This is a genomic window from Cohnella zeiphila, assembly GCF_014212055.1.
GTDB classification, from domain to species: domain Bacteria; phylum Bacillota; class Bacilli; order Paenibacillales; family Paenibacillaceae; genus Cohnella; species Cohnella zeiphila.
Genome location: NZ_JACJVO010000020.1, coordinates 164,058 through 176,953, shown reverse-complemented (window position 1 = coordinate 176,953; position 12,896 = coordinate 164,058). Strand labels below are relative to the sequence as shown.

Genomic DNA, 12,896 nt, shown 5'->3' with positions numbered 1-12,896 from the left:
CCGGCGGTTTTTCTTTTCGCGTCCGCCCCCAAAAAAAGAGGACCCTTCACCGCCGAAGGGTCCTTCCAAATATGAAAAGGGGGTCTTGTTTATCATTGTAACCGGGACGTGCGACAGCGGCGTGACATCCATATTTCAATTGTATGACAAAAAGCGCGTCCCAGACGGATTCCGCTCCCAATAGCGGAGCATGCCGTGATATGATAAGATTCAAACCGCAATTGCCGACAAGGAGTGAGCTTCTTTGAACGACCGCGCGAAACCCGCGTACGATTTCCACCACCTTCGCCATGTGAAGGAACAATCCTCATCCAAACGAGCCCTGTGGATTACGCTTATTTTGACATTGTTTTTTACGGTCGTCGAAGTGATCGGGGGCCTTCTGTCTCACTCGCTGGCGTTGCTGTCCGACTCCGCCCACATGATCTCGGACGTCATCGCGCTCGGCCTGTCGATGACGGCGATCTATCTGGCGACCCGTCCTCCCAACGCCAAGTACACGTTCGGTTACTTGCGCTTCGAGATTATCGCTTCGCTGCTGAACGGACTGGCGCTGTGCGTCATTTCGGTCGGCATTTTCATCGAAGGGATCGCCCGGTTTATCCATCCGGTCGACATCAAGTTCGGCCTTATGCTCGTCATCGCGTCGATCGGCTTCATCGTCAACCTGGTGCTGACGATCGTGCTCAGCCGCAGCCACCACGAAGAAGAGAACCTGAACGTGCAGAGCGCGCTCTGGCACTTTATCGGCGACCTGATGAGCTCGGCCGGCGTCATCGTATCGGCGATCGTCATTTATTACACCGGCCTGATGTTTTTCGACCCGCTTATCAGCATGGTGATCGGGGTCATCATCTTTATCGGCGGCGCGCGCATTCTTCGCGAATCCGTGCTGATTCTGATGGAATCGGTGCCGGAGAAATTCAAGCTGGACGATATCCGCGCCGACCTGCGCCAGGTGGAAGGCGTCGAGGACGTGCACGAGATGCACCTGTGGGCCGTCTCGACCGACCACTATTCCCTTACCGCCCACATGTTCGTGCGCGAGGACATTCAACCGTTCTGCATCATTCTGGCCGTGAACGAGGTGCTGGAGCAGAAATACGGCATCACCCACTCGACGATCCAGATGGAGCATGCGTCCATTCATCCGCACGGCGAATACGGCCGCGAGTTTTTGCGCCACAAAGAAGAGCTGCAGCATGCCGCGGAAGCGAATCCGGAGCCTTCGGTCTGAGCCGGTTTCCGTGCCATTGACAATTCACACTTACTTTTGTATAGTTATATAAAAATTGTTCGCCGTTTCTTACTTTTGCTCATGCCATATGTTATCATGATGATAGAAAGGGGGTGAGCCGGATGGACTATACCAAGATGTGCCCCAAGTATGAAGCTGCCGCCGAATTGCTCGGAAAGAAGTGGACGGGACTCATTATCCGGGTGTTGATGGGAGGTCCCAAACGGTTCAAAGACATCAAGGAGCAAATCCCCGATATGAGCGACAAGATGCTGACGGACCGAATGAAAGAGCTGGAATCGTTCGGCGTCGTCAAACGAACCGTTTATCCCGAGATGCCCGTGCGCATTGAATATGAATTGACCGAGAAAGGCCACGCTCTGGAGGATGTGACGAATTCGATCCAGAACTGGGGAGAGAAGTGGATGTAATCGATGGCGGGCTGGGAGCATTTTGCCTCGGCACTTGAAAGAAGGAGCCCGGAAGCTAATGCTTCCGGGCTCCTTTGTTGTTCGCTAAGATTCTTTACTGCCGCGTCAATGAAGCGGCGCCATCGTCTGCTCCGGCTCGAATTCGCGCGACGGCAGCATGCCGGCCGTTCCCGGAGCCGATTGTTCCGTCGCCGCGGCCCTTGAGCCGCCGCCGCCGAAAAAGATCGTCCAACCTTCGTACAACCGCCCGCACGCACGCAGCATCGCCGAGAGGAACAGGAACAGCAGCAGGCCGATTCCCGCCACGACGAGCGAACGCTGAAACGGAGACAACGGCGGAAGAAGCAGGTTGAACACGACGTCGTCCTGGAACAGCTCATAGCCGTACAGGTAAGACGATACTTTGTACGCCGCCGGCGCGAGCATCAAGCCGAAGACGACGGCCGGAAGCACGACGGACAGACAGAACAAGGCGATGCTGAGCGGGAACTGGGCGATATTGTAGAAAACCGCAAAGTAGCCGCGCGGTTGGGCCAACGTTCTCAGCCATTGTCTCCAGGGCGAGCCGGCTTCATGCTGCGGGCTGCCGATGGCAACCTGGCCGCCGAGCGCTTCATCGCCGGCGAAAGCTTCTTCGCCGTCAAGCGCGCTCAGCAGCTCCCGGGCTCGCTGCGCGGTCGTCGGCCGATGGCCCTGCTGCTGCTCTCGCTGTGCTCCTTGCGTCCGTTGCGCGCCGCGTCCCCATGTGCCCCAGCGGCGGGAATCTTCCGCCATCCGCTTCTCGCACCAGGACATCGTGCCCGCCAAAATCGGAATCCCAACCCCGACGATCAGAAGAGGGACCCCCAAGCAAACTCCTACGACGGCGACAACGAACATCGCGATCCCTCTGGGCAAACCGGCTATCATCATTTTCCAGGCGCTATATGCGCTCGTTTTTTTCATGCTGCGGTATCCTCCGTTTACGCTGATCTTGAGATCATTGTAACAATCGCGGTCTCTTGCCGTCAGCGGCCGGAGGATGGGAACGGCCCCGACTTCGGGCCAGGATGCTCTCAGGACCCGGAACGCTCTTCTATCCCTTGAAGGTCCCTTTACTCCCGGAATCGTTTGACCGCCGTTTCCAGATCCCGAATCCGCTTCGCCAGCTCCGCCATGGCATCGGCCACGCGCCGTACCGCGCCCATCTGCGAATCGGCGATCCCGGCGACGTCCGTGGACCGTTCCGCGCTCGACTCGGAGATCGCTTCGGTCTGCTCGACGAGCGCGGCCAATTCCTCGGACCGGACGCCGATCTCCCGGCTTTCGGACGCCATCTCCCGCAGCTCCTCCTCCATGCCCGCAATGCCGGAAGAGATGTCCTCGAAGGCCCGTCCGGCCTCCTGAACCAGCTGCATGCCCTCCCGCACTTCGCGGTCGCCTTCGTCAATGCGGCTCGCGACATGCCCGATGCTGCCCGCGATCCGCTCCGCCATTGCGGCGATGTCCGCCGCCGTCTCGTCGGACTGCTGCGCCAGCTTGCGAATCTCGCCGGCGACGACGGCGAAACCTTTGCCTTGCTCGCCCGCTCGGCTGGCTTCGATATTCGCGTTCAGGGCGAGAATGTTCGTCCGCGACGCGATCTGCGAGATCGCCTCGGCCATCTTGCCGATGGCGGCGGACTGCTCGACCAGCGCGTGCGTCTCCCGCACCGAGGTCTCGACCGTGCCGGCGATTTTCTCCATCTGTCCGATCGCTCCGCGGACGGTCCCGTTCCCTTGCTCGGCCTGGCGATTCGATTGCTGCGCCGCGGCAGCGACCGAAGCGGTGCGCTCCCCGATCGTCAGAATCCCGTCCAGGATGCCGCGGGTCACTTCCGCCCCGCGGTTCATTCCCTCCTTCTGCGATTCCGCTCCCGCCGCGACTTCCTGCATCGACTCCGAGATGCGGTGCGCCCCCTCGGCCGCGCGGTCGGCTTCCTCCGACAGCGCCGCCGCGGAAGCCGAAGCGACCGCCGCCGTCTCGCGGACGCCGGAGATGATCGCCTTCAAGTGCCGGACCATCTCCCCGAGCGCGAACGCGATGGATCCGATCTCGTCGCTCCGCCGGCTGTCCTTGCCGGCCAGATCCCCCTGCAGGTTCCCGTCGGTCACCGAACGGAGGAACCGGTCGAAGCGGCTGAGCGGAAGAACGATCCGGCGGTGCAGCACCAGCGCAATGAGCGCGATGAGCGCGCAGGCCAGAATGCCCGCCTCCAGGCTGAGCCTGCCGATCTCCTTGCTCACGGCGGCGCTCGCTTCCGCGGGCAGAACGGTCCAGACGTCGGCCACCGGCTGCCCCGCGATGCCCGGCTGCCGCGAGACCACCTCGCTGTAGCGGGTGCCGTTCCGGTTCGCGGAGCGGAAAACCGGCTTTTCCGATGCGGCCGGCATTTCGGCTTCCGTCAACAGCTTCGGATCGGTCGACAGGAATTGGCCGTCCACGGAGCGCAGCGCCATCTCCCCGTTCAAAAGCCCTCCGATGCCGGCCAGGGCTTCACTATCCAGCAGGCGTCCGAACAGGAGAATGCCCGCCGGCGGCTTCGTCCGCTCTTCGTCGGTCACCATGGACATCGCGACGATCGCCAGCCCTTTGGACGTTTCGACCATTCCGTAAATATCGCTTTTCTCCTTCACCTTGGAGAGAAGCTCCGCGTTATCCAGCTTGCCGGTGAATTCCTTGACGTCGCCCTTCTGGCTGATGACCGTCCCGTCCAAGGCCAGATCGGCCATAAAATCGACATGCGGAATAATGCCGACCGAGACGTCCATGTTCTCCTTGAGCCATGCGACGTCCTTCTTCTCCATGGCGGCTCGCGCATCCTCCCAGTTCGCGTTCGTAATGACGCTGCCGGACAGCTGCTCGCCCAACTGGTCGAGCAGTTTCCCCGCCGATTCGCTCACGTCCATGGCGTGAGAGCGTTCGATCCCTTTCAGGTCCGAGCTCATCGTTTGATAATAGTTCCACCCTAAGGCCCCGAGCGGAAGCAGCAGCAGGACGATCATCAGAACGACGATCTGGTACCGCAGCGAAACCCCTCGCTTACGACTGTTCATTCGTTTTCTCCCCCATTTTCACTTGAGCCTGCTACTATGGACATCAGACTATTAGACATCCGTCCCGTGTTTTCCTCCTTTTGTCCCAGGCCAGATATGGAAATTTCGACACGTTTCTTATGAAAAAAGACCCTCGAGCCAGAAGGGGAACCTCTGGAACTCGAAGGCCTGTTCGGCTGCCTCGCCGTCCTCTAATAGATTCGGACGCGGTAAGGCTCGCGAATGTAATTGGGGTAATTGATAATTTGAAACGTCAGCGGCTGTTTGTACCCGTTGTTGTTCAAAGAAAAATAGGAATATTGCTTGTGCTCTCCAGGTTCGAATGTAACTCCGGAGGGAAGAGCGGCTACGTCGTAGCTTTTTCCCGAAGCGTCCGTAAATTGACTTTGCACCAGGGAATACCCCATCCTGTCGTCTTCGGAAAATCCTGTGAGCTTGAAAGTCAGCTTCGTGTAGCTGCCGGTTCGGTTCACCGCGGTCAAAGTAAGCTTGTCGTCCGGCGCCTTCAGAATCTGCTCCTTCTCCGTATCGACGACGATACTCATCTTCGATTTATCCAACGCGCGGAACCAGGAGCCTTCCACGTAGAGCTCCTTCGGCTGCCGGAAGTAGTTGCTCTCGAAGTAAAGAATGGACTGGTCGGCCGGGCTCCAGCCGCCTTTGGAATACCATTCGTTCCCTTTGTCGTCGACGATTCGAATATCCCCGGGATCAAACACTTGCATAGCGTTATCCGCCGCAAAATCGAGATACAGGGCGATGCGGAGAGGCGTAACGACGGCTCGGTCGAACGTGATTTTCTGGCCTTCTACGTCGAGAGTCCGTGCGATCGGGTACTCCCGCTTCATGTCGGCGAACCTGGTTTTGTCGATAGGAAAACGAACCCGGTATTCCGGCACTCCGTCATCGGGAACCGCGATCGTCGGATCCTCATCGCCAACCGCGGCGTTCGGCGGTTCGGGCATCGATTTCGTCTCCCCTTCCCGGTCGGCCCGGCCGGAATGCACGATGAGCGTCGCTTCATCCGGCCAATTTAAGCCGTCCTGAAGCCAGACGTCCACCGTTCCGCGGACGACATACCGGCCATGCTCCTTCACGGCTTTCTCTTGATCCCCGTAGTAATTTCCGTAACTGTACATTGCCTTAATGTCGTTCCCATTCTCGTCTTCCAGCGACGGGGACTCAATGCGAAGAGAACCGTCGTCTTGATCGCCGCTTATTTCATAGAAAATGACCATCCGCATTTCGTCCACGATAAATCCTTGGACCGTCAAGCTTCGTCCGTCATGCTCGTCGGAGAGGCCGACCGGCTGCACAAAATCGTTATCGACCGCCTCCAGAAGGCCCCGATCGCCGCTCCCGATCAAATCCACGAACTTCTCGAGGCCAGGGATTTCGCGAAGCATCGACGCGAACGCCGGCGAGATGCGAATGGAGAACAAGCAAGCCGCCAGCAGCACGCACGCGCCGGCCAGCGCCGAATACCGAATGCGCCTTGCCTTGCGATTCTCCCTCGCCGCCTGTCGCCCCTTCCGGATCCCTTCCGCGACCGCTTCGCCGATCCGGGCTTCCAATGCGGCCTCCGCTTCGTTCCGATCATGCATAGCGACTCCCGCCTCCTTCCGTTCCGCAGATCAGGCGCAGCTCTTTCAGCGCTTTGTTCAGCCACGTTTTGACCGTTCCTTCCGGCTTCTTGAGCAGCTTGGCGATATCGGTCAGCGTCATGTCCTCATAATATTTCAGAACGATAATATGCCGGTAATTCGGCTTCAGTCCGGCGATCCCCATATCCAGCTGCAGCTTCTCCTCCAGGCGCAAATCCCGGGCGAGCGGCTCGGGCAGATCGGATAGAGGAACCGTCCGCTTCTTCCGCTTCTGCTCGTCGATGCAGCAGCGGATCAGAATCCGAATGAACCAGGTATGAAAAAAACGCGGCTCTCTCAGCTTCCGCAGTTGGACGTAAGCCCGGCAGGTCGCTTCCTGGATCGCTTCCAGCGCATCGGACTCGTTCCTCAGATACGCATAAGCGATCCGATACAACCGCCTGTCGTCGGCGCGTATCAACTCGGCGAACGAATCGTCGTCGCCCTTCAATGCGGCCGCCACCCTTTCTTCCGTCGACATGCTCCTCCTCCTTCTGCAAGATTAGACTGCCGGCAATGCCAAACGGTTTTGGTTGATTGTCAATTTTTCTCCAGCTCCGAAATTCTCTAAGCGAGCTCTTGCTCATCTTTGAAAAAACGCGCTATTTCAGCTATGCTGATGAAGTGAAAAAGAAGGATGGAGGTGCGCCCGAGATGGCGGAAGGAAAACAGTTCGTATTTATAGGTTCCTATGCGGAAGAAAACGGGCCCGGCCTATATGCCTGCGCATTCGACGAAAAAGAGGGGACGCTGCAACAACTCGACCAGGCGGATGGATTGAAAAATCCGACTTTCCTCGCCATGGACGAGACGGCAAGCCGAATATATGCGATATTCGAAAAGGAAAACGGCGAGGGACGGCGCGTCGGCGCTGCTGCCGCTTTTCGGTTCGATCCGGATTCCGGAGCCCTGGAGCGTCTGAACGACGAGATAACGGTCTCGGCCCCGACCTGCCACATTTCGCTGGACCATTCCCGCCAATGCGTCATGGTCTCCAGCTACCACGGCGGCCTTGTCGGCTTGTCTCCTTTGCTGGAAGACGGACGCATCGGTCCGCTCTCCGATCTTCACCGGCACGAAGGCGCCAGCGTTTTGCCCGTCCAAAGCCAAGCTCGCGCCCATTCGGTAACCGTCGATCCGGCCAACCGGTACGCGATCGCTTCCGATCTGGGGCTCGACAAGCTGATCGTGTACAAGCTTGACGTTCCGGGCCAAAAGCTCCTTCCCCATGGGGAGACAAGCATAGCGCCCGGATCCGGACCGCGCCATTTCGCGTTCCATCCGTCTCTGCCCTACGGTTATGGCATTAACGAGCTGAACAGCACGATAACCGTCTACGCTTACGACTTGGAAGCCGGCAGGCTCGACGTGATCCAGACCGTCTCGACGCTGCCGGAAGGCTACGCCGGAGACAACGCCTGCGCGGACATCCACCTGTCCCCGGACGGCAAGTTCGTGTACGGCTCCAACCGCGGCCACGACAGCCTGGCGGTTTACGCCGTCGACTTCGCGAACGGCAGCCTGACGCTCGTTGAGCATGCCTCAACGTTAGGCGGCCACCCGCGCAACTTTGCCCTGTCGCCGGACGGACGCTTCGTGCTGGTCGCCAACCGCGACTCCGACAACGTCGTCACCTTCTCCCGCGACGCGAATACCGGCAAGCTTCAACCGACCGGAAGCGAATGGCATGGTTCCAAGCCGGTCTGCGTCCAGTTTGCCAGCTTGGACTAAGGGACTCCGTTAGAGGGAAAGCTTCATACCAATCAACCGTCACTGTAGGTTGCGTGGGGCTTTCCCTCCCGCTTCATTCCCGCTCGCTCTCGCCTTCTTGCTCCCCCCTTTTTTTTCTTTCCTCAAAATCTTCTTTTTCTGCTTAACATCGAAATCCCCTTCGCTCAGGACGAGGACCATGGATCTCTTCTCCGTTCCTTATCTTCGAAATCCCCTTCGCTCAGGACGAGGACCAGGATCTCTTCTCCGTTCCTTATCTTCGAAATTTCCTTCGCTCAGGGGCATCATTGCTCAGCTTCCTCGGATACGGATTTCCTGGAGCTGTTTTGCCAACCGTCCTGGATATCGAGACCCGCGGACCGGGAGCGCGGACAGGAACCTTCCAACGGCCTTTGCACCCACGCCGGAAAGTAAACTTCACTTTCCTGAGCGAAGGGGATTTCGAATGCAAGGCAAAAAAGAGGGATATAAGCCTCGATTCCTGAGCAAACGGGATTTCGAAGCAGGCGAAGCCGGGTCCGATACACACACGAAAAAAGCCGCGCTCGGTCCAAGGACCTGCAGCGCGGCTTGTTTAGAAGTTATGCGCCGGATCAGCCTTCGAGAAGCAGCGTTTCCGGGTCTTCAAGCAATTCCTTGACCTTGACCAGGAATTGGACGGCTTCGGCGCCGTCGACGATGCGGTGGTCGTAGGAAAGGGCGACGTACATCATCGGACGAATGGCGATCTCGGTATTGTTGTTGATCGCAACCGGCCGGTATTGGATCTTGTGCATGCCGAGAATGCCGACTTGAGGAGCGTTCAGAATCGGCGTCGACAGCAGCGAACCGAACGTGCCGCCGTTCGTAATAGTGAACGTGCCGCCTTGCAGATCGGTCAAGCCCAGCGAGTTGGAGCGCGCTTTGGCGGCCAAATCGGCGATGGACCGCTCGATCTCGGCGAAGCCGAGCTTGTCCGCATCGCGGACGACCGGAACGACGAGGCCCTCTTTAGCGGCGACGGCGATCCCGATATCGTAGAACTTCTTGGCGATAATGTCTTCGCCGTCGATCTCGGCGTTCAGCAGCGGGAACTTCTTCAAAGCGCCGACAACCGCTTTGGTGAAGAAGGACATGAAGCCAAGGTTCACTTCATTCTTCTCTTTGAACGAATCTTTGCGACGCTTGCGGACGTCCATAATCGCGGTCATGTCGACTTCGTTGAACGTCGTCAGCATGGCGGCCGTATGCTGGGCTTCGACCAGACGCTTCGCGATGGTCAAGCGGCGGCGCGACATCTTCTTGCGCTCGGCGGGCTTCGCCGGGTTGAATTCGTCTGCGCCGGCGGCCTTCGGAGCGGCTGCCGGTGCGGCCGGAGCCGAAGCGGCCGGGGCGGAGCCGGCGGCCCGAACGTCGGCCGGATAAACGCGGCCGAGCGGGTCGCGCGCCGGGGTCGCGCTCAGGTCGATGCCCTGCTCGCGAGCCAGCTTGCGAGCAGCCGGCGTTGCCGCCGGGATCGCCGCGGAAGAAGCGGCCGGAGCCGCTGCGGGAGCCGGAGCGGCTGCCGGTGCAGGAGCGCTAGCGGCCGGCGCGGGAGCGCTCGGAGCCGGTGCTGCCGCAGCCGCTTGGGCCGGAGCAGCCGGCGCGCCGCTGCCGGCGCCGATAACGCCGACGACTTCGCCGATTTGCACGGTATCGCCTTCCTGGCGGGTAATCTCTTCGATCACGCCGTCTTGCTCGGCGCTGATTTCCAGGTTTACTTTGTCGGTCTCCAGTTCGAGGAGCAGGTCGCCTTGCTTAACCGCGTCTCCGACTTTAACGGCCCATCTCGCGATGGTTCCTTCCGTAATCGATTCGCCCATTGCCGGTACTGTGATCTGTTGCACTGCTGCTACCTCCCCAGGTTATGAATCAACGTCGGTCTCGGCTTAAGCGATTGAGCGACGATGAATTGCTGCTCGAATGCGTGAACTTGCTGGAAGCCGCTTGCCGGGCTCGAACGTTCCGGACGGCCGATATATTGGACGTCGGCGCCGGCCGGAGCGATCTCGCGGATTCTCGGCTCGACGAAGTTCCAGGCCCCCATGTTGCGGGGCTCTTCCTGAACCCAGACGATCTCCTTCAGGTTCGGGAAGCGGGCGATGATTTCGGCGATCTCCTTCGCCGGGAACGGGTACAACTGCTCTACGCGAACGATATGCACCCAGTCTTTGTCTTCGCCGCTTGCCTTATCCAGCGCGTCCTCCAGGTCGATGGACACCTTGCCGGTGCAAAGCACCAGACGTTCGACGCGGTCTTTCTTCTCGCCGAGGCCGGCTTGCTCCAGCACGGCGCGGAAGGAACCGTTCGCGAATTGATCCGGAGAGGAGGCGACCCGCGGATTGCGGATCAGGCTCTTCGGAGCCATCAGAACGAGCGGCCGAGCGTCGTCGGTTCCGAGCAGGGAAGCCTGACGGCGAAGCAGATGGAAGTACTGGGCGGAGCTGCTCAGGTTCGCGACCGTCCAATTCTCTTCCGCGCAAAGCTGCAGGTAGCGTTCGAGTCGGGCGCTGGAATGCTCGGGGCCCGCGCCCTCGTAGCCGTGCGGCAGAAGCATGACCAGACCGGATTTCTCGGACCACTTCGACCGGCCCGAAGAGATGAATTGGTCGATCAGCACTTGCGCGACATTGCTGAAGTCGCCGTATTGCGCTTCCCAGATCACCATTGTCTCCGGCGAGTAGACGTTGTACCCGTACTCGAAGCCAAGTACAGCCGATTCGGACAGCGGGCTGTTATGAATGGCGAAGGAAGCTTGCGCCTGCGGCAACTGATGCAGCGGACAGAACAGATCGCCGGAATCCGGATCGTGCAGGATCAGGTTGCGGAAAGCGAACGTAGCGCGTTCCGCGTCCTGACCGGTGATGCGGATCGGCGTGCCGTCGGACAGAATCGATGCGAACGCCAGCGCCTCGGCTTGGCCCCAATCGACTTTCTCGCCGTCGTTCAGCGCATTCCGGCGGCGCTCCAGAATCTTCTGCAGCTTCGGATAGACTTTGAAGCCTTCCGGCCAATGGAGCAGGTCTTCGTTGATGGCGCGGAGCTTCTCCAGATCGACGGCCGTAGCGGCGTCAACCTTATCGGCCGAGCCCAGCGGAGGCGGCGTCTGATGAACGGCTTCCTGGCCTTCGCGCTGCTTCATCTCTTCGTAAGCTTCCTTGAGCCGATCCACGACCCCGCTCTTGATCTGATCGTATTCCTGCTCGGTAAACGCGCCTCGGGCGATCAGCTTGTCGGCATACAGCCGGCTGACCGTCGGATGCGCCTTGATCTTCTTGTAAAGAAGCGGTTGGGTCGTCTCCGGATCGTCCGTCTCGTTATGGCCGTAGCGGCGGTAGCCGATCAAGTCGATCAGGAAGTCTTTTTTGAACAGGCGACGATACTCGCTTGCCATCCGGGCAGCCGCGATGCATGCCTCGGGATCGTCGGCATTGACGTGGACGATCGGAATTTCATAGCCTTTGGCCACGTCGCTGGCGTAATGCGTCGAGCGGGAGTCCGCGCTCTCGGTCGTAAATCCGATCTTGTTGTTCGCGATCACGTGAATCGTTCCGCCGATGCGATAGCCGTTCAGCTGGCTCAAGTTCATCGTCTCGGCGACGATGCCTTCGCCCGGGAACGCCGCGTCGCCGTGAATGACGATGGAAGCCGCGCTCTCCTCGTCCCGGACCGGGAAGCCGGCCTTGCTGCGGTCTTCCTGAGCCGCTCTAGCGAAGCCTTGGACGACGGGGTTGACGTATTCCAGATGGCTCGGGTTGTTGGCCAGCGTCAGGCGAGTCTCTACCGTTCTGCCGGTCTTGATCGAACGATTCGCGCCCAGATGATATTTTACGTCGCCCGACCATCCGTAGTTGATGCCGATCGATCCTTCGGACGGGCTGACATTCTTGTTCGTGGAATGATGGAATTCCGAGAAAATCTTGATATAAGGCTTCTCCAAAACGTGAGCGAGCACGTTCAAACGGCCGCGATGAGCCATCCCCATCGAGATGTGGCTGACTCCGTCGTTCGTCAATTCGTGCACGATCTCGTCGACAAGCGCGACAAGCGCGTCGTTGCCTTCGACCGAGAAGCGCTTCGCTCCGACGAAAGTCCGCTGGAGGAAATCCTCGAACTGCTCGGCTTCGACCAGACGCTTCATCAGCTTGCGGCGTTCTTCGGCGTTCAGCTTCTGCGTGGGAATGAACTTCTCCGCATAATCGTTCAGCCATTTCCGTTCCTTCTCGTCGTGTACGTGGCTGAATTCGAATGCCAGCGTCCCCGTGTACGCCTGAAGCAGCTTCTGAATCGCTTCCCAGCCGTTGTTCAGCTCCGGCGGAGCGCCTTCCCATACCAGCTCCGCGGGCAGCGCCGCGAGATCGGACGGCTGGAGGCCGTACGTTTGCGGTTCAAGCACGCGCGCGCTCGCTTTCGGGCTGACGTCCAGCGGATCGATATCGGAGGCCAGATGCCCGTAAGCCCGGATGTTCCACACGAGCTTGCCGGCGGCGACCGCATGCTTCAACGATGCGGCGTCCGTCCGAACCGAAACCGCGGGCGCAGTGCCGGCTTCGTCCAGCGGCGGAGCCCCTCTCGTCGCGAACAGTTCGCGGTACTCCGGCTCTACGGAGTCGGGGTCTTGCAAATACCGCTCGTACTGCTCCTGAATATACCCTAAGTTTTGACCATAAAAAGATTCCCAATTTCGCTCTGCTGTCGGCATGTTCCTACCCCTCGGTATCCTGATTAGTCACAATCCAGGTCGCTTAAGCAATCATCAATT

Annotated in this window: 9 protein-coding genes; 3 read left to right on the top strand and 6 right to left on the bottom strand. The window is 59.4% G+C overall.

Going from position 1 to position 12,896, the window contains the following annotated elements; genetic code table 11:
• Positions 1 to 244: 244 nt before the first annotated feature.
• Both H7C18_RS16545 and H7C18_RS16540 read left to right on the top strand, forming a co-directional pair.
• A complete protein-coding gene (locus H7C18_RS16545; RefSeq protein WP_185130191.1) occupies positions 245 to 1,237 on the top strand; it encodes a cation diffusion facilitator family transporter in 993 nt (330 codons plus the stop codon).
• 122 nt (positions 1,238 to 1,359) lie between these two features.
• Entirely contained in the window at positions 1,360 to 1,668 is a 309-nt protein-coding gene (locus H7C18_RS16540) for a winged helix-turn-helix transcriptional regulator (protein ID WP_185130190.1), read from the top strand.
• 105 nt (positions 1,669 to 1,773) lie between these two features.
• Here H7C18_RS16540 and H7C18_RS16535 read toward each other — a convergent pair whose 3' ends face one another.
• From H7C18_RS16535 to H7C18_RS16520, 4 genes are all read right to left on the bottom strand, one after another.
• Positions 1,774 to 2,613 (bottom strand): sensor domain-containing protein, encoded by an 840-nt coding sequence (locus tag H7C18_RS16535; protein WP_185130189.1) that lies wholly within the window; start codon positions 2,611 to 2,613, stop codon positions 1,774 to 1,776.
• Between the two features lie 149 nt (positions 2,614 to 2,762).
• Complete coding sequence (locus H7C18_RS16530; RefSeq protein ID WP_185130188.1) at positions 2,763 to 4,742, bottom strand: methyl-accepting chemotaxis protein; 1,980 nt, start codon at positions 4,740 to 4,742, stop codon at positions 2,763 to 2,765.
• A 191-nt stretch (positions 4,743 to 4,933) separates the two neighbouring features.
• The gene (locus tag H7C18_RS16525; RefSeq protein ID WP_185130187.1) at positions 4,934 to 6,346 is read right to left on the bottom strand and encodes a DUF4179 domain-containing protein; all 1,413 of its coding nucleotides are present in this window, start codon (positions 6,344 to 6,346) and stop codon (positions 4,934 to 4,936) included.
• Positions 6,339 to 6,866, bottom strand: a complete 528-nt coding sequence (locus H7C18_RS16520) for a sigma-70 family RNA polymerase sigma factor (protein ID WP_185130186.1) — start codon at positions 6,864 to 6,866, stop codon at positions 6,339 to 6,341. Before H7C18_RS16520 ends, H7C18_RS16525 begins: the two co-directional genes overlap by 8 nt.
• Positions 6,867 to 7,039: 173 nt before the next feature.
• On the opposite strand from H7C18_RS16520, the gene H7C18_RS16515 reads away from it, so the two are divergent.
• The gene (locus H7C18_RS16515) at positions 7,040 to 8,116 is read left to right on the top strand and encodes a lactonase family protein (protein WP_185130185.1); all 1,077 of its coding nucleotides are present in this window, start codon (positions 7,040 to 7,042) and stop codon (positions 8,114 to 8,116) included.
• A 593-nt stretch (positions 8,117 to 8,709) separates the two neighbouring features.
• Here H7C18_RS16515 and odhB read toward each other — a convergent pair.
• The gene (odhB, locus tag H7C18_RS16510) at positions 8,710 to 9,981 is read right to left on the bottom strand and encodes a 2-oxoglutarate dehydrogenase complex dihydrolipoyllysine-residue succinyltransferase (protein ID WP_185130184.1); all 1,272 of its coding nucleotides are present in this window, start codon (positions 9,979 to 9,981) and stop codon (positions 8,710 to 8,712) included.
• 5 nt (positions 9,982 to 9,986) lie between these two features.
• Complete coding sequence (locus H7C18_RS16505) at positions 9,987 to 12,836, bottom strand: 2-oxoglutarate dehydrogenase E1 component (RefSeq protein ID WP_185130183.1); 2,850 nt, start codon at positions 12,834 to 12,836, stop codon at positions 9,987 to 9,989.
• Positions 12,837 to 12,896: the final 60 nt, after the last annotated feature.